At 59.4% G+C, this 17,198-nt stretch carries 17 protein-coding genes; 6 read left to right on the forward strand and 11 right to left on the reverse strand.

Going from position 1 to position 17,198, the window contains the following annotated elements; genetic code table 11:
* The first annotated feature begins 96 nt into the window (after nucleotides 1-96).
* Both NUW46_RS16405 and trmL read left to right on the forward strand, forming a co-directional pair.
* Nucleotides 97-1,275, forward strand: coding sequence for an acetyl-CoA C-acetyltransferase (locus NUW46_RS16405; RefSeq protein ID WP_069181849.1), 1,179 nt, complete (start codon nucleotides 97-99; stop codon nucleotides 1,273-1,275).
* 5 nt (nucleotides 1,276-1,280) lie between these two features.
* Nucleotides 1,281-1,745, forward strand: coding sequence for a tRNA (uridine(34)/cytosine(34)/5-carboxymethylaminomethyluridine(34)-2'-O)-methyltransferase TrmL (trmL, locus tag NUW46_RS16410; RefSeq protein WP_305965760.1), 465 nt, complete (start codon nucleotides 1,281-1,283; stop codon nucleotides 1,743-1,745).
* Here trmL and NUW46_RS16415 read toward each other — a convergent pair.
* From NUW46_RS16415 to NUW46_RS16450, 8 genes are all read right to left on the reverse strand, one after another.
* Nucleotides 1,703-2,524 carry a heme ABC transporter ATP-binding protein gene (locus NUW46_RS16415; RefSeq protein ID WP_418140707.1) on the reverse strand — a complete coding sequence of 274 codons (822 nt, stop codon included), beginning with the start codon at nucleotides 2,522-2,524 and terminating at the stop codon, nucleotides 1,703-1,705. The two genes, trmL and NUW46_RS16415, sit on opposite strands and share 43 nt — an antisense overlap.
* Complete coding sequence (locus NUW46_RS16420) at nucleotides 2,524-3,561, reverse strand: FecCD family ABC transporter permease (protein WP_418140708.1); 1,038 nt, start codon at nucleotides 3,559-3,561, stop codon at nucleotides 2,524-2,526. The genes NUW46_RS16415 and NUW46_RS16420 overlap by 1 nt, the downstream gene beginning before the upstream one ends.
* Entirely contained in the window at nucleotides 3,551-4,375 is an 825-nt protein-coding gene (locus NUW46_RS16425) for a heme/hemin ABC transporter substrate-binding protein (protein WP_228744375.1), read from the reverse strand. Before NUW46_RS16425 ends, NUW46_RS16420 begins: the two co-directional genes overlap by 11 nt.
* 26 nt (nucleotides 4,376-4,401) lie before the next feature.
* Complete coding sequence (locus NUW46_RS16430) at nucleotides 4,402-5,475, reverse strand: hemin-degrading factor (RefSeq protein WP_222465344.1); 1,074 nt, start codon at nucleotides 5,473-5,475, stop codon at nucleotides 4,402-4,404.
* A 4-nt stretch (nucleotides 5,476-5,479) separates the two neighbouring features.
* The gene (locus NUW46_RS16435) at nucleotides 5,480-6,604 is read right to left on the reverse strand and encodes an HmuY family protein (RefSeq protein WP_418140709.1); all 1,125 of its coding nucleotides are present in this window, start codon (nucleotides 6,602-6,604) and stop codon (nucleotides 5,480-5,482) included.
* 37 nt (nucleotides 6,605-6,641) lie between these two features.
* Nucleotides 6,642-8,651, reverse strand: a complete 2,010-nt coding sequence (locus NUW46_RS16440; protein WP_418140710.1) for a TonB-dependent receptor plug domain-containing protein — start codon at nucleotides 8,649-8,651, stop codon at nucleotides 6,642-6,644.
* A gap of 145 nt (nucleotides 8,652-8,796) precedes the next feature.
* A complete protein-coding gene (gene secB / locus NUW46_RS16445; RefSeq protein WP_064227537.1) occupies nucleotides 8,797-9,300 on the reverse strand; it encodes a protein-export chaperone SecB in 504 nt (167 codons plus the stop codon).
* A gap of 144 nt (nucleotides 9,301-9,444) precedes the next feature.
* Complete coding sequence (locus tag NUW46_RS16450) at nucleotides 9,445-9,861, reverse strand: rhodanese-like domain-containing protein (RefSeq protein WP_008169323.1); 417 nt, start codon at nucleotides 9,859-9,861, stop codon at nucleotides 9,445-9,447.
* Nucleotides 9,862-10,008: 147 nt separating this feature from the next.
* On the opposite strand from NUW46_RS16450, the gene gpmM reads away from it, so the two are divergent.
* From gpmM to NUW46_RS16470, 4 genes are all read left to right on the forward strand, one after another.
* Complete coding sequence (gene gpmM / locus NUW46_RS16455; RefSeq protein ID WP_418142052.1) at nucleotides 10,009-11,556, forward strand: 2,3-bisphosphoglycerate-independent phosphoglycerate mutase; 1,548 nt, start codon at nucleotides 10,009-10,011, stop codon at nucleotides 11,554-11,556.
* A 20-nt stretch (nucleotides 11,557-11,576) separates the two neighbouring features.
* Nucleotides 11,577-12,710, forward strand: a complete 1,134-nt coding sequence (locus tag NUW46_RS16460) for a murein hydrolase activator EnvC family protein (RefSeq protein WP_418140711.1) — start codon at nucleotides 11,577-11,579, stop codon at nucleotides 12,708-12,710.
* Nucleotides 12,711-12,807: 97 nt separating this feature from the next.
* Nucleotides 12,808-14,214 (forward strand): S41 family peptidase, encoded by a 1,407-nt coding sequence (locus NUW46_RS16465; protein WP_418140712.1) that lies wholly within the window; start codon nucleotides 12,808-12,810, stop codon nucleotides 14,212-14,214.
* Nucleotides 14,211-15,026 (forward strand): divergent polysaccharide deacetylase family protein, encoded by an 816-nt coding sequence (locus NUW46_RS16470; protein ID WP_418140713.1) that lies wholly within the window; start codon nucleotides 14,211-14,213, stop codon nucleotides 15,024-15,026. The genes NUW46_RS16465 and NUW46_RS16470 overlap by 4 nt, the downstream gene beginning before the upstream one ends.
* On the opposite strand, the gene hisF is transcribed toward NUW46_RS16470, so the two are convergent.
* Genes hisF through hisH form a run of 3 tightly spaced genes read right to left on the reverse strand, consistent with a single transcriptional unit; the run spans nucleotide 15,023 to nucleotide 17,178 of the window.
* Nucleotides 15,023-15,796 (reverse strand): imidazole glycerol phosphate synthase subunit HisF, encoded by a 774-nt coding sequence (hisF, locus tag NUW46_RS16475; protein WP_069181860.1) that lies wholly within the window; start codon nucleotides 15,794-15,796, stop codon nucleotides 15,023-15,025. The genes NUW46_RS16470 and hisF overlap by 4 nt on opposite strands.
* A 9-nt stretch (nucleotides 15,797-15,805) precedes the next feature.
* Nucleotides 15,806-16,543, reverse strand: coding sequence for a 1-(5-phosphoribosyl)-5-[(5-phosphoribosylamino)methylideneamino]imidazole-4-carboxamide isomerase (hisA, locus tag NUW46_RS16480; protein WP_418140714.1), 738 nt, complete (start codon nucleotides 16,541-16,543; stop codon nucleotides 15,806-15,808).
* Nucleotides 16,537-17,178 carry an imidazole glycerol phosphate synthase subunit HisH gene (gene hisH / locus NUW46_RS16485; protein WP_418140715.1) on the reverse strand — a complete coding sequence of 214 codons (642 nt, stop codon included), beginning with the start codon at nucleotides 17,176-17,178 and terminating at the stop codon, nucleotides 16,537-16,539. The genes hisA and hisH overlap by 7 nt, the downstream gene beginning before the upstream one ends.
* Nucleotides 17,179-17,198 lie beyond the last annotated feature (20 nt).

Below are 17,198 nucleotides of genomic sequence, written 5' to 3' on the forward strand. Positions count from 1 at the left end.
TGGCCGGGCGAAGCTTTCCGGATACAATGCCGGCAGATTTCAATCCTGCACGCGCCGGACCTGATTCCCCGCGTGCCTCTGATCCGGAGATTTCCCATGCGTGATGTCGTTATTGTTGCCGCCCGCCGTACTGCTATCGGAACCTTTGGCGGAGGTCTCTCCAGCCTGAGCGCAGACCAGCTGGGAACCGCTGTGATCAAGGCAATCCTTGAAGAAACCGGCGTCGCCGGCGACCAGATCAACGAAGTGGTGCTCGGCCAGGTGCTGACCGCCGGTTGCGGCCAGAACCCCGCTCGCCAGTCTGCCATCAACGCCGGCATTCCTGCCTCCGTACCCGCAATGACCATCAACAAGGTCTGCGGTTCCGGCCTGAAGGCCGTGCATATGGCGGTACAGGCGATTCGCTGCGGCGACGCCGAACTGATGATTGCCGGCGGCCAGGAAAGCATGAGCCAGGCGCCGCACGTGTTGCCTAACAGCCGCAACGGCCAGCGTATGGGCAACTGGTCCATGGTGGATACCATGATCAAGGACGGCCTTTGGGATGCCTTCAACGATTACCATATGGGCATTACCGCCGAGAACATCGTCGAGAAATACGGTATCAGCCGTGACGAACAGGACGAGTTTGCTGCGGCGTCCCAGCAGAAAGCCGCAGCAGCCCGCAATGCCGGCTACTTCGATGGCCAGATTGTTCCGGTCTCCATCCCCCAGCGCAAAGGTGACCCGATCGTGGTCGACCGCGATGAAGGGCCGCGCGATGGCGTGACCGCCGAGAGCCTGGGTAACCTGCGTGCAGCGTTCAAGAAGGACGGCACGGTGACCGCCGGCAACGCCTCCTCCCTGAACGATGGCGCCGCCGCCGTGATGGTCTGCAGTGCCGAAAAGGCAAAAGAGCTGGGACTGACTCCGATTGCCACCATCAAGGCCCATGCCAACGCCGGCGTGGACCCGACCATCATGGGCACCGGCCCGATCCCTGCCAGCCAGCGCTGCCTGAAACTCGCAGGCTGGAGCGTGGATGACCTGGACCTGGTGGAAGCCAACGAAGCCTTTGCCGCCCAGGCCATTTCTGTCAATCGCGACATGGGCTGGGATACCAGCAAGGTAAACGTGAATGGCGGCGCCATTGCCCTGGGCCATCCCATCGGCGCCTCCGGCTGTCGTATCCTGGTCTCCCTGCTGCATGAAATGGTTCGCCGCGACGCTCACAAGGGTCTGGCCACACTGTGCATCGGTGGCGGCATGGGCGTTGCCCTGGCTGTCGAGCGCTAAGCTTCATGCTCCACGTGGTCCTGTACGAGCCGGAGATACCGCCGAATACCGGCAATATTATCCGGCTGTGCGCCAACACCGGTTGTCAGCTGCATCTGATTGAACCGCTGGGTTTTAACCTGGAAGACAAGCAGATGCGGCGGGCCGGGCTGGATTACAGCGAATACGCGTCGGTAAGGATTCACCGGAATTACCGGGACTTTCTCGCCAGCGAGCAACCGCAACGCCTGTTCGGCCTGACCACCAAAGGCAGCACTCACTACCATCAGGTGCAGTATCAGGAAGGCGACTACCTGATGTTCGGCCCGGAAACCCGTGGCCTCCCTGCTGAGGTTCGCGAAGGCCTGCAGCCCGAGCATCGCCTGCGGGTTCCCATGCAGCCGGAGAGCCGCAGCCTGAACCTTTCCAACACCGCGGCCCTGGTGGTTTACGAGGCCTGGCGGCAACTGGGATTCCAGGGCGCGGTGTAGGTGCCCGAGAGCCCGCTGCGCCGTGGCACCACCATCGGGTAGCCCTCCTCAAGCTCCACAACCCGTGCGGCAAAGCCGTAAACCGTTTCAAGCAGGTCAGGCGTGAGCACTTCCCACGCAGAGCCCTCCTGAACAAGATGGCCCGCCTTCATCAACAGCAGCCGATCTGCAAACTGGGCCGCCAGATTCAGATCGTGGACAACCGCCAGAACCGCCACACCCTCTTCTTTGGCCAGACGTCGGACCAGATCCAGCACCAATTGCTGATGAGCCGGGTCCAGGGCGGAGGTGCATTCGTCCAGCAACAACAACCGGTCGCCCGGGCTGTCGATGATCTGGGCCAGCACCCGTGCCAGCTGCAACCGCTGCTGCTCACCTCCGGACAGGCCCGGGACGAGCCGATGCTTCAGGTGAGCAATATCCAGTTCGTTCAGCAACCGCTCCACCGCCGGATCACTGCCACGCCGGGCGGCCCCGGGGCGACCCAGCTGTACCACCTCCTCCACCGTCAACGGGAAATTAACCTCCACCCGCTGGGGCATGACCGCGCGCTGACGGGCCAGCCGCTCCGGGCGCCATTGCCCGAGCTCCTGGCCGGAAAGCGTCACACTGCCGCCATAGGGAAGATCACCACTGATCGCCCTGAGCAGAGTCGACTTGCCAGCACCGTTCGGGCCCAGGAGCATCAACACTTCTCCTGCTTCGAGGTGGCAATCAATGCCATGGACAATCCGGGAACGCTGGAGAGAGACACTGACGTTGTTAATGCAAAGAACCATCAGATCACCTTTGTTCTCAAAAGCAGCGCAAGGAAGAAGGGACCGCCGATCAGCGCCATCATCAGGCCTATGGGCAGTTCCGCCGGTGCTACCACCACCCTTGCCAGGGAATCCGCGGCCACCAGAAGGGTGCCGCCCACAAGGGCACTGAGGGGTAACACCACCCGGTGACTGGCGCCAAGTAGCTGGCGTACGAGGTGAGGCACCACCAGGCCGACAAACCCGATCAGTCCACTGACCGCAACAGCAGCTCCCACACCCAGGCCAACCACCAGGATCGCGGCTTTCTTGACGGTATCGGAGCGATAGCCCAGGTGCCCGACGACGGATTCTCCCAGCAGAAACGCATCCAGCGGACGGGCCAGCCAGGGGGCGGCCAATAATGCCAACAGCATGAACGGAGCGCCCACCAGCAGATCATCCCAGCCGGCGTGGCCGAGACTGCCCATGGTCCAGAAGGTCAGCGAACGCAGCTCTTCGTCGTTGGCATAAAACGTCAGCAACCCTGTGGCCGCGCCAGCTATGGCGTTAATCGCAATGCCGGCGAGCAAAAGGGTTGCTACCGCTGTTTGTCCCGACTTGTTGGCAACGCGCCAGGCCAGCAGAACCGTGCCACTGCCGCCAAGAAGGGCGGCAATGGGCAAAGCCCACTCACCGGTCATGGCCAACCAGCCACCCAGCCAGGTATTACCCAGCACGATCACCGCAATGGCCGCCAGTGAAGCGCCGGCGGATACCCCGATCAGCCCTGGGTCGGCCAGAGGGTTGCGAAACAGTCCCTGCAGCAGGGCTCCCGAGACGGCCAGCACTGCTCCAACCAGAAAGCCGAGCAGGAATCTCGGCATTCTCACTTCCAGCAGCACCATGGACGCCACCGGATCGCTCGCTTCCCGGCCGCTGATGACACTCAGGATATCCCCCAATGCCAGCGGGTAAGCGCCACTGGTAATAGACACCAGAGCAACAAGCGCGGCGGCCAGTAACGCGACCACCAGTGATGGCGCAAAACCGAAGCGCCCCGCGGCATCACGAATCATTGGCTGCCACTTGCGATGGGTCAGGCAATACGCTGTTCACTGCGGCCATGGCGTCAGGCAGCCTCGGGCCAAAACCCAGCAGCATCATGCCGTCCGCCACCAGCCGGCGACCGCTCTGCCAGGCATCGAGATGCTCCACCTCCGGCCAGGAATCGATCATGAACTGCCCCGGCGTGGATTCAGCAATCACAATGGCATCCGGTCGGGAAGCCAGAACGGCCTCCCGATTGACCGGCTTGTAGCCCTTCAGGCCGGACACCGCATTGTCCGCGCCAACGGTATCCAGCAGTGCTGATGCAGCGGTTTCTTCGCCCGCCAGCATCACCGAGTGATTGCCAGCTGCAAGAATGAACAGCACCTTCGGCCGACTTCCCCGGGATTGCGATGCCTGCTGGATACGGTTGATCTGCAACCGGAGCTCGGAGGCCAGGGTCTGTGCCCGCTCCTGTTGGCCCAGCAATTCACCCACGTTAACAATGCGCTCCAACGCAGCATCCGGTGTTCTTGCCGACGACAGTTTCTCGACCTGAACACCCGCCCTGGCCAGTCGCTCCAGGTTTTCTTCCGGAGCGGCCTGCTCGGAGGTAATCAGCAGATCCGGCTTGAGTGCGAGCACCCCTTCAAAAGGTAACGCCCGCAGGTAGCCAATTTTGGGCAGCGAGTCGGTCTGTTCCGGATAACCGCTGGTGGTGTCCACGCCTACCAGCAATGACTCCAGGCCCAGTCGGTACACAATCTCGGTAATTGCTCCGTCAGCCGTCACAACCCGCGGCGAATCCCCCGCCTGGGCGGAAGACGCGATTGCAGTAGCCAACAGGAGCCACCCAATAACCCTCGATATCATGACAAAGCCTCCAGGGTCGCCGCCTGCTCCCGCCAGAGTTCGGATTCCGGAATGCCGGGCTTGCGCTCACCAAACACGGTCAATACCAGCTCACCGTCGGCGTTAAAGGCCTCTACTGAGGTGATAATCCCGTCTGCAGAGGGGCGGCGGACCAGCCACCAGCGCCGGATTGCTTCGGTGTTGGCATGGAGGTTGAAGCCGCTGTCAAGAACGTTCATCCAGGGACCAGTACGGCGCAGATTGGCCACCTTGCCCGTGAATATCTGCACGATGCCGGGATTGCCGACGAAGAACATCGCCGGGCACTGATTATCCCGAAGCAGCTCCAGTAGCCGGTCCAGCACGTCGCCATCGGTACGCTCAAGCTCGGTCGCCCATTCGCCTCTCAGGAGTTCCAGCGCCGTCAAACGATCTGTACCCGCCCGTTTCAAAAGCGCACCAAAATGATGGACATCCTTGAGTTCCCGCCAGCCCTCTCGGAGAACCTCTGTGTTGACGGCTTCTGGCGCTACCCGTTGAGGAACCGGGCGCGTGCCCTGAGACTTGAACGGCCTCAGCTCTTGATCGGCGAAAGAATGGACCAGACGCTCCCATGCCTCGCCATCCGTATCGGCAACCCGGTAGATCTTGTGGACCGCAGCGCCGTAATGATCAAAGAACTGCAGACTCTCCCTTGACCCGGAACGAACCTGTTCCTGCACCTGGTAGCCATAGGCCCAGTGTTTAAAAAAGACCCGGATATCGATCTCGCCGACGGCCAGCCCCATGGCCCCGGACCTGCCACTGGTGAAATCCTTGAAGGTGCCGGTAACCTCATGAACCACCTCGTTGTTACGGCTCAGTATCATGACCGGCCCGACGCTCTCAAGGGCCTTTAGAAGTTCCCCGAAGTTGTCCTTGAGAGGAATCAGTGCATCGCCGCCACGCAGCCGAACCAGCTCCATCTCGCTGACGCCCAGCTTGTCCGCCATCTGGCGGATCCTCATGTTTGGCTCTGCTTCTTGCAGTGTTCGCCAGCGCGCTGCGAGCGACCCGGTTGCCGTGCCTGTTGCCATCGCTGTCTGTTGCATGGGGTTACTCCTGCGCCTGCTGAAGTTCAACCGGCAGCCAGCGCACGGTCGGCTGGCCGCTGGTTCCGTTCTGGTCGTAGTAACCGACAATCTGCAGCGCCCAGACCATGGACTCCGAATCATCGATATCCGCCTTGATCAGGAAGGTCCGGAAGTTTGGCCAGATCTTGTGCTGATCGGTCAGGTTGTAGGCGTACCAGGTGTTATCAGTGAATACCCCGCCGGTTGAGTCCGTGTTGTAAAGCTGGGGAACCCCTGGATCGCTGTCATTGGCTGCAAGCTCGGTCCAGGTCATCGGATCAGAGGCGCCGCCACTGCCGTTGCCGGACACGCCGCTGTTGGATTTCAGGTACCAGTCGCGTCCGGAGAAACCGACCTGGACATCCCAGAGGTCGCTGGTCGCGCAATCAACAACAGTGGCCGAATCGAAATCGAAGCACGCATCGCCGCCGTCGTAGCCTGCGGGCGGCGTGAATGTGACAGGTGTGGCACTGAATTGCGACGCACCGGAGGCCTGCACATCAAACTCCAATGTGAAATCCTCAATGCCCTGCCCCTCGCGGGTCGGGAAGTTGAAGTCGACAACCCGCATCCGGGCGAAGCTGTCGCCCTCGGCGGATCGCACCAGATAGCCAACGTCCGACTGTTCGGAGATGACCCCGGTGGCGAAATCGTACTGGGACCAGGCGTCGGACGCCCCGAACGCGCTGGCGAAGGCATCCTCTTGCCAGTTTGCCGGTTCCTCGAGGATGCCCAGCAAATGCTCCTGCTCGGAGTTGGCGGTGGCGTTGGTGAATACGTTCGGGTCGGGATCCCCGTTACCGTCGTAGAAATCGTCCTGGGCGATGGCCAGGGCACCACCAACACGGCCGGTTCCCGACGCACCGCTGTTTACTTTGAAGCTCAACCGGCTGGCAGCGATGTGCCAGTTATCGCCTTCTTCCACCATCGCTCCAGTTTCCAGATTCAGATAGACCGTCTCCGTAGCCGCTGGCATCAACTGCTCGGAAAAACTGCTGACATCATCCGCGTCGTCCTGTGCAATGGAGTTGTCACTGCCTCCGCCACAGGCCGTCAAAGCCAGGGCGGCCAGCACAATGGCCGGGGGTCTGGTATCGAAAAGATCCATGGATATCTCCTTCCTATCGTTTTTTGGTGGTCAGGCATTATTCGCCAAAGGAAACCGTTAGCCCGGCGTAGAGGAACCGCCCGGCAACCGGTCTGAAATCTTCACTGGCATTGGAAAAGTCGCGCTGCTCGTCGGTGATGTTGTCGGCACCGGCAAACAGCCGAAACTGGTTGGAAATCTGGTAATTCAGCTTCAGGTCGGCTGTGGTATAGCCCGGGGATTCGGTTCCCGCAGCAGCATCCACAAACTCCTCGCTCTGGTACTTAAGCCGCGCACTCCAGGACAGGCCGGTTACCCCGAGCGGACCATCCAGTCCGAGACGCGCCTGATGCCTTGGCCGGCGATTAAGCTCATTGCCTGTCGCCAATTCCTCCGTTCGGGTCAGGGTGTAGCCAGCGGTGAGCCGCCAGTGCTCGGAAGGCTCCCAGCCGGCAGTGGTCTCGAACCCCCAGGTCCTTGCCTCGGCAAGGTTTTCATAGGAGAAAACCTGAACGCCGTCGTTCCGCGCCTGGGTGGCCTCAGTATCCGGTGAGGTCTGGATCAATTGCTCGATGTCGTTCAAGAAGGCGTTCGCTTCCAGCCATGCAGACCGGTTCCAGGACAGCCCGCCCCCAAACTGATAGCTGATGGATTCCTCCGGTTGCAGCCCTGGAGTCCCCTGCACGACGTAGCCAAGCTGGCTGTGATCAAAGGTGAAGTACCTTTCCTTCAGATTCGGCACACGGTATCCGGCGCCAACACCACCACGCAGGAAGCCCGTCAGTGAATCGGTTCGGACCAAGTCGTAGCGTGCATTAATCTTGGGTGCTGTGTGAGTTCCGAAGTCGGAGTCATTCTGGAACCGGACGCCAGGCACTAGCTCAAGATGTTCATTGGGCATCCAGGTGTCCTGCACCCAGGCTTCCTGGCTTTCACGCTGTCGGCGAGGTTCTGCACCGAGCTCGGAAGCACCGTCCTTGGTCTGATCGAGCGTTTCACGGTTGAAATCGACGCCACCCTGCAGGTGATGACTGAGCCCCACTGGCTTGCCCAGATGGGCCGAAAAACGGGATAACGTAGATTCGGCACGACGGTCATCAAAGACTCCGCTGCCGGTGTACTTCAAGGTATCGTCGTTGAGGATCTCCTGGACGGCGGACCAGCCCGCTCTCAGATCAGAGTTGCGGCCATGATCTCCGGAGAGGGTATAGCGCGTACGGGTAACCGTTTCATCCTTACCCTGATTGATAACAAAAGGCGGGTTCTGTTCGGTGAAACGGGATCCGGACTCCTCCTCGAATCGTGCCACTGCGGCGCTGAGGCGATGATCTTCGTTCGGAGACCAGTCGGTGCGGAAACTGAGATCGGTACGATCGTATTCATCGCCGGGCCTTGCCCAGGTATCCGGCTCCGGGTCGATGCCATCGGAATGTTGGTGTGACGCGGACAACCGCAGGGCGAATTCTTCGCTCCCCCCCTGGACCGTGGCTCGGGCCGAATATCGGGCGGGGTCGGCTTCATCGCCCGAGGGATTCTGGTCACCATAGGTGCCTGCATCGGTGGTGAACTGACCGGAGAGCCCCGGCGCTGGCGGCCGAGTGATAACATTCACCACGCCACCGATACCAGAACTGCCATACTGGGCAGAGACGGCGCCCTTGACCACTTCCACCCGCTCGATATCGAGCACGGACAACTGGCTGACATCGACAGTCGACCCGGTTGTGGCTGTCATCGGCAAACCGTCAATCAGAACCAGCACCCGATCGGATTCAACGCCCTGGAGCCAGACCTCATAACCGGGCTTGCCGTGGATTTCCCGAAGCTGCAAACCCGGAACGTTCTCCAGAGCCTCTTTCAGATTGCGAGCGTGGGTTTTCTCAATCTCTTCGGCAGTAACCACTTCGGTTCGAACTGGAGTATCCAGCAACTGACGCTCCGTGCGGGTTCCGGTAACAACAAGCTCATTCAGGTAACCGGCCGACCGGTTGTCGGCAAGCGTTGCCGTAGAGACCATGGCAACCAGGGAAAGGCAGGACAGAGAGGGATATGATTTTCGAAAATGCATAGATCAACCAAACGACTCACAATTTAATGCGAACGATTATCGTTTGATTTTAGATTTATATCAATGCCTGGACTGGAATTTTTGTATAGGCACAAAAAAAACCGGCCGGAGCCGGTTTTTCTATTTCTTTTTCATCTGCCGCAGATCAGTGAGTCTGCTGCTCTTCGTTTGCCTCGCCCGCAGCTTCTTCCTGCTTGCGCTTGAGCGCCTGGGCATAGATGGCATCGAAATTCACCGGCGCCAACATCAGGGCCGGGAAGCTGCCCTTGTTCACAATGCCGTCGATGGCTTCGCGAGCGTAGGGGAACAGGATAGTCGGGCAGTAGGCGCCCAGCATCTGGCCCAACTGCTGGCCTTCGATGCCCTGAACCAGGAACACACCGCCCTGCTGGATCTCGACGATGTAAGCCACCTTCTCACCCACTTTCGCGGTAACGGTCAGGGAAAGCACAACCTCGTACTGGTTGTCGCTGACTTTGTTGTGGGAGGTATTCAGATCCAGGTTAACCTGCGGCTTCCACTGCTCCTGAAACACAGTTGGAGAGTTGGGCGATTCGAAAGACAGGTCCTTCACATAGATGCGCTGAAGGGCAAACTGGGGTTGGTTCTGGTTGTCACTGCCTGCTGCGGCTTGCTGATTCTCAGCCATTTTCGGTCCTTTCGTTCTCAATCGTGGGCTCGGGGCCCGTTGTTATGGGATGCTCTAGAGCTTGCTGCCGGGACATTTTACGTTCAGGCCGGGCCGGCTAATGTGAAACAGTGCGGCAGAATGATCTTCAGATCAAGGGCCAACCTATTTCTTCACGAGCGGAAGGTTGCTTGCCTTCCAGTCCGCCACACCACCGTTCAGGCGAACCACATTGCTGAAGCCTTCCGCGTTCAGCTGCTTGACCGCCATGGCGGAATGCTGGCCCATTTTGTCGGCAACGATAATCTGCTTGTCCTTGAACTTGCTCAGCTCGCCAACGCGACTCTTGAGACTGTTCAGGGGAATGTTGATAGAGCCGGTAATACGCCCCTCACCAAACTCCTTACGGTCCCGGATGTCCACTACAACGGCTTCATCCTTGTTGATCAGATTGACCGCGCCCTGGGCCGAGATCTTGGCACCGCCACGACGGGACTCCAGAATAAGAATGGCGACCAGAAATGCCACGAACAGCGACACAAGAATGTAGTGGTTAACGACAAATTCAAACAACCGGTCCATGAATTTACCCTGATGATGAGTTTGGCGCGATTATACACAGCCTGCTCCCCGGACAGAAGGTGACGAAACTGGCCAGTAAATGCGAAAATAGATAGACTCGATTTTTGTTTTAGTAAATTTACTAACATTTCACTTCCGGACCGAATGATGACTGCAATGCGCAAGCCGACTGCACTGATTATCCTGGACGGCTGGGGCCACCGTGACCCGGCTGAAGACAATGCCATCAGCAACGCCAGCACCCCGTTCTGGGATCAACTCTGGCAGAGCCAGCCCAGAACCCTCATCAACACGTCAGGGATGTTTGTCGGGCTGCCGCAGGGGCAAATGGGTAACTCGGAAGTTGGCCATATGAACCTGGGCGCAGGGCGCGTGGTCTATCAAAGCCTGACTCGTATCGACAAGGACCTGGAGGAAGGCACTTTCCAGAAGAATGAGGTTCTCTGCTCCGCTATCGACAAAGCCGTTCAGAGCGGCCGCGCCGTCCATCTCATGGGACTGATGTCTCCCGGTGGTGTGCACAGCCACGAGGACCACATTATTGCGGCCGCGGAGCTGGCTGCTGCCCGCGGCGCGAAGGAAGTCTATATCCATGCCTTCCTTGATGGCCGCGATATGCCGCCTCGCAGCGCCAAACCGTCACTGGAGAAAGCGGCCGCGAAACTCAAGAGCCTGGGTGTTGGCCGGGTTGCGTCGATTGTCGGTCGTTACTATGCCATGGACCGTGACAACCGCTGGGACCGGGTGGAAGCCGCCTATAACCTGATGACCCAGGGAACCGCAGAGTTCGTCGCAGCCGATCCGGTATCCGGGCTGGAACAGGCCTACGAGCGCGGGGAAAACGACGAATTCGTAGCACCTACCCGCATCCACGCCGCGGGCGAGCCGGAAGGCACCATCAACGATGGCGACACGGTGCTGTTCATGAACTTCCGTGCCGACCGCGCCCGGGAGATGACCCGCACCTTCGTGGAAAAGGACTTTGACGGTTTCGAACGCAAGAAGCACCCGGAACTGGCCGATTTTGTCATGTTGACCGAGTACGCGGCCGACATCAAAACGTCCTGCGCCTACCCGCCGGAGCAGCTTACCAATGGCCTTGGCGAGTATATGGCGAAGCAGGGAAAGACCCAGCTGCGAATTGCCGAAACTGAAAAATACGCCCACGTAACCTTCTTCTTCAATGGCGGCCTGGAAACGCCGTTCGAAGGCGAGGACCGGATCCTGGTGCCGTCCCCCAAAGTGGCCACCTACGACCTGCAGCCGGAGATGAGCGCGCCGGAAGTTACGGACAAGCTGGTAGAGGCCATCAAAAGCGGCAAATACGATCTGGTGGTCTGCAACTACGCCAATGGCGACATGGTTGGCCACACCGGCAAGCTGGATGCGGCCATCAAAGCAGCCGAATGCCTGGACGAATGTGTAAAGCGTGTTGTCGAAGCTCTGGATGAAGTTGGCGGCGAAGCACTGATTACCGCCGACCACGGCAACTGCGAGCAGATGACCGACCCCAACTCCGGTCAGGTCCACACCGCCCATACAATCGGGCCAGTGCCACTGGTATACACCGGCCATCGCAAGGTTGAGCTGAAGAACGACGGAAGCCTGAGCGATGTGGCACCTTCGCTGCTCACCCTGATGGGGCTGGAGCAACCAGAGGAGATGACCGGGCACAGCCTGGTTGAGATCGGCTGATCCGGGAACGGAACCAACCTTTGCGACTCACCGCACTACTGGCGCTCACCCTTTTTCTGGGTGCAGCGCCGGCACTCGCCCAACAGGATGTTACCCCGGCCCAGATCGAGGAACTCAAGGAACGCATTGAGGACATCGACGATTGGCTGGAGGACGCCGAAGAAGACCGCTCCTCCCTGGAGCGGCAGCTTGCCGCGACCGAAAAGAATATCAGCCGCCTGACCCGCGAGCGGCGAGCCCTGCGCCAGCAGGCCGAACAGCAGCAGCAAAGACTCCGGGAACTGGAGAATGAGGCGCAGGAGCTCACCCGAACCCTCGACCGCCAGCGTGAGAGCCTCAAGAAGCAGATCCGCGCAGCCTGGATGGAAGGAGACGCGCCGGCGGTAAAAGTCCTGCTCAATGAGATAGATCCGGACAAGATCGCCCGGACCATGACCTATTACGAATACCTCAGCAAGGACACCGTCAACCGCCTGGAAGCGTTCAGGAAAAGCCTGCAAGAGCTCAGAAACACTCAGGCTGCCGTGCAATCGACACGGGTCGAACTGGCCAGAACCGAGGAAAACGTCGCCAAACGCCAGCAGGAACTGACCGAATCCAGACAGAAACGCCAGCAGACCCTGGCAGCACTCAAAGCCGACATCCAGAACCGCCTGAGCGAACGGGAAGATCTGGAATCAGATCGCAAACGGCTGGAAAACCTGCTCGAAGAAGTCCAGCAGGCAATCAACAACATCCCCTCACCCAATGAATCCCAGCCCTTCGCTTCACTGCGCAACAAGCTGCCATGGCCAGTGGAGGGCAAGGTATTGAGCCGCTATGGTGAACGCTATGCCGATGGCAAACTCCGACGCAACGGCCTTCTTATCGGCACCGGTGATGAAGCGGAAATTCGGGCAATACACTACGGTCGGGTGGTGTTCGCCAACTGGCTTCGGGGTTTTGGCCTGATTACCATCATTGATCATGGCGACGGCTACATGACACTGTACGGCCACAGCAGCAGCCTGTTCACCAGTCCCGGGGACTGGGTGGTTGCAGGTGAGCCCATCGCCCAGGCAGGCCGTACCGGTGGCACCGATTCCCCGGCTCTGTATTTTGAGGTTCGCCACAATGGCAAGCCCGACAACCCGGGCCGGTGGCTGGCGAACTGAGGCACTCGTCGAGGGCTGACAAACGCCGCGGCTAACGCCATACTGTCCGGAGTCAGGGAATCCAGTCCAACTATCGGAATAAAAACAGGATATGTGAATGAAACGGGTCAGAAGTACACTTAACGCCTTTCCATTACGCAGCATTGCGCTCGCTACCTGTTTCGCAACCGCCTCCGGACTGGTCTGGGCCCAGGATGAAGACACCACCACCGAACAGCTTCTCGAAGGCATCCAGAATGGCGAACGGGTGGAAATCAGCCTGCCGGATCCCGAGAAACAGCTGCCGTTGGAAGATCTTCGGAAGTTCACCGAGGTATTCAGCCGCATCAAAGACGCCTATGTCGAGGAAGTAAGCGATCGCAAACTCCTCGAAAGCGCCATCAAAGGCATGCTGTCGGACCTTGACCCACACTCCACCTACCTGGCACCGAAGGACTACGAGGAACTGGAAGAAAGCACCTCCGGCGAATTCGGCGGGCTGGGCATTGAAGTGGGCATGGAGAACGGCTTCGTAAAAGTGATTGCGCCCATCGACGACACGCCGGCCCAGAAAGCGGGCGTCCAGGCCGGGGACCTGATCATCAAGCTTGATGAAAAGCCGGTCAAAGGCATGAGCCTGGAAGAAGCCGTCAAACTGATGAGGGGCAAACCCGGCTCTGTGCTGACACTGACGATCATGAGGGAAGGCGAGACCGGCCCCATTGAAATCGAAGTGGAGCGCGACATCATCAAGGTCACCAGCGTGAAATCCCGCATGCTGGAGAATGGCTACGGCTATGTTCGCATTACCCAATTCCAGGCGGATACCGGTTCACAGTTCAGGGATGCACTCAACGGCCTTGAAGACGAACTGGGGCAGGACCTTGACGGGCTCATCATCGACCTTCGCAATAACCCGGGTGGCGTCTTGCAGGCAGCCGTGGAGTCTGCCGATGCCCTCCTCGATGAAGGACTTATCGTCTACACCGAAGGCCGTATCCAGAGCTCACGCCTGCGCTTCAGCGCAAGGGCCGGCGACATCATGGCAGGCACGCCCATTGTGGTGCTGATCAACGGCGGCTCCGCCTCGGCATCGGAAATCCTGGCCGGTGCACTCCAGGACCATGAACGGGCCGTGGTGATGGGCACCCAATCCTTCGGCAAAGGCAGTGTCCAGACGGTGATTCCACTGGATGAGACCCATGCCATCAAGATGACCACCGCCCGCTATTACACACCGGATGGCCGCTCCATCCAGGCAACCGGAATCAAGCCGGACATCGTAGTACGCCCGGCGGAGCTGAAGGAACTCGACAGCAAACCTTTCTTCACCGAAGCGGACCTGAGCGGTCACCTTGAAGGCCAGAACGAAGGCCAGGAGAAGGACGGCGAAAGCGAGGCAAACGCCGATTCAGGCTCCCTCGCAGACCGGGATTACCAGCTGCGTTCGGCACTGAACCTTCTTAAAGGCATCCGGATTCTGAACCCGAACAAGAAGGACAAGGCAGAAGGAAGCGATCAGTGACAGTAGCGCGTACTCTGCTGGCACTGGCATTCTGCATTGCGGCCGGCGCGGTGTCGGCAGAGCCGACAAGAACGGCCCTGCCCCCAACCATTGCCATCATCATCGATGACATGGGCCACAGCCTTGCTGAAGGTGAGCGACTGGCTAACCTGGATCAGCCACTTACACTGGCCTTCCTGCCCTACCGGCGCCACACCGACAGCCTTGCCCGGCTCGCCCACAAGCAGCACAAGGAAATCATGCTGCACGCGCCCATGGCCAACACCCGCAATTACGGCCTCGGCCCGGGCGGCCTGACCCCGGACATGGACGAACAAAGCATGGTAACCACGCTTCGCCGTGCGTTGCAGTCGATTCCCCATGTGCAGGGTGTCAACAACCACATGGGCAGCCTGCTGACCCAGCAACTGCAGCCCATGGACTGGGTCATGAAAGAACTGTTCCGCTACCCGGTATACTTTATCGATAGCCGCACCATTGCCTCATCCGTTGCTGGTGATGTCGCTGCCGCCTACCGGATTCCAACCATGACCCGGGACGTGTTTCTCGACCACGAACAAACCGAAGAGTTTGTAGACCGCCAGTTCAAACTGCTGATCAAGCGCGCCCGGGAAAACGGCAGTGCCATCGGCATTGGCCATCCTCACAAGGTCACTGTGGATTATCTGGAGAAGCACCTGCCAACACTGGATGAGCAGGGTATCGCCATAGCCACCGTCAGTGGGCTTTGGGCAATGCGTAACGGTAATCGTGAGATGTTTGCGGAGGGAGAAAAGCAGGCCATTCGACCTGCTTTCGCAAAGAAGGATTAATCGCGGACTTCTATACCCTGGGCCTTCATAAAGGCCTTCGCTTCCGGAATGGTGTGCTGCCCAAAGTGGAAGATAGAGGCCGCCAGTACAGCATCAGCACCACCCTGGGTAACGCCATCAGCAAGGTGCTGGAGCTCTCCGACGCCGCCTGAGGCAATCACCGGCACAATTACCGCATCGCTGATGGCCTTGGTCAGGCCCAGATCAAAGCCGATCTTGGTGCCGTCCCGGTCCATGCTGGTCAGCAGTAACTCACCAGCGCCCATATCTACCATCTTGCGCGCCCATTCAACGGCATCCAGCCCCGTGGGCTTGCGACCACCGTGGGTAAAGATCTCCCAGCGGGGCTCCTCACCCTCTTCACTGACGCGCTTGGCATCAATGGCCACCACAATGCACTGGCTACCAAAGCGCTCGGCCGCTTCCCGCACAAACTCGGGGTTGAACACAGCGGCAGTGTTGATCGACACCTTGTCTGCACCTGCATTCAGCAGCTTACGGATGTCATCCACCGTGCGCACACCGCCGCCCACCGTCAGCGGAATGAAGACTTCCGCTGCCATTCGCTCGACGGTCTCGTAGGTGGTGTCACGGCTTTCATGACTGGCCGTGATGTCGAGGAAAGTGATCTCGTCGGCGCCCTGCTCGTTGTAGCGACGGGCTACCTCCACCGGGTCGCCGGCATCACGGATATCAACGAAGTTGACGCCTTTCACCACGCGGCCTTTGTCGACATCGAGGCAGGGAATGATGCGTTTTGCCAGAGCCATAAGCCGTCCTTACCCCTTCAGGCCGTCGCAGAAGGCCTGAGCTTCAGCCACGTCCAGCGTGCCCTCATAAATGGCACGTCCCGTGATGGCACCCAGGATACCCTTGTCGGCCACGGTCGCCAGGCGCTTGAGGTCGTCCATGTTGGTGACACCGCCAGAGGCAATCACAGGTATTCCGCCCTCTTCCGCCAGCGCAGCAGTGGCCTCAACATTGACGCCCTGCATCATGCCGTCGCGGCTGATGTCGGTATACACGATGGCGTCCACGCCATCGGTGGCAAAACGCTTAGCCAGATCGGTGGCCATCACTTCCGAAACTTCCGCCCAGCCATCGGTGGCCACACGGCCGTCTTTGGCGTCGAGGCCCACGATGATGTGGCCGGGGAATTTCTTGCACATCTCGGTGACAAATTCCGGCTCTTTAACGGCCTTGGTTCCGATGATGACCCACTGCACGCCTGCCTTCAGATAGGCCTCGATGGTTTCAGCCGAGCGGATGCCGCCACCGATCTGTATCGGTAGATCCGGATATTTGCGGGCAATAGCCTGGACGATTTCACCGTTGACCGGCTCGCCGGCGAAGGCGCCGTTAAGGTCAACCAGGTGCAGGCGGCGGGCACCTGCTTCCACCCAGCGGGTCGCCATATCGACAGGATCGTCACCAAACACCGTGGAGTCATCCATACGGCCCTGACGAAGGCGTACGCATTTGCCGTCTTTAAGATCGATCGCGGGAATTATCAGCATTTTCCAGTCCAGTTTGTAAAATTCTCAAGCAGCTGCAATCCCGCCCGGGCACTTTTCTCCGGATGGAATTGCACTGCAAAAATATTGTCTCGCGCGACGGCTGCCGCAAGATCCACCCCATAGTGGGTGCGGCCTGCCATATCAGCGTTGCCCTCGGCTTCTGCGTAGAAGCTGTGCACGAAGTAGAAACGGTCACCCTCGGGAATGTTTTGCCAAAGGGGATGATCCATGGTCTGCTGCACCTGGTTCCAGCCCATGTGGGGCACTTTCAGACGCTCGCCGTTTTCCGTGAGGTGGTCACCGAAATAACGCACTTCCGAGGGGAACAGGCCGATGCAGTCAACGCCGCCGTTCTCTTCACTGCGGGACATCAGGGCCTGCATGCCAACGCAGATACCAAGGAACGGACGGTCCCGAGAGACTTCACGAACCAGATCCACCACCCCAAGGCGATGCATTTCCGCCATGCAGTCGCGAATGGCACCAACGCCTGGGAGGATGACACGGTCGGCTTCACGGATTTTCTGGGCGTTGTCGGTGACCAGTACGGTGGTGTCCGGGGCAACGTGCTCCACCGCTTTTTTGGCAGAGTGAAGGTTACCCATGCCGTAGTCGATTATGGCAACGGTTTTCATGATTGTTGCGGTGTCCTTGA

The organism is Marinobacter sp. MA (genome assembly GCF_048298425.1).
GTDB lineage: Bacteria > Pseudomonadota > Gammaproteobacteria > Pseudomonadales > Oleiphilaceae > Marinobacter > Marinobacter salsuginis.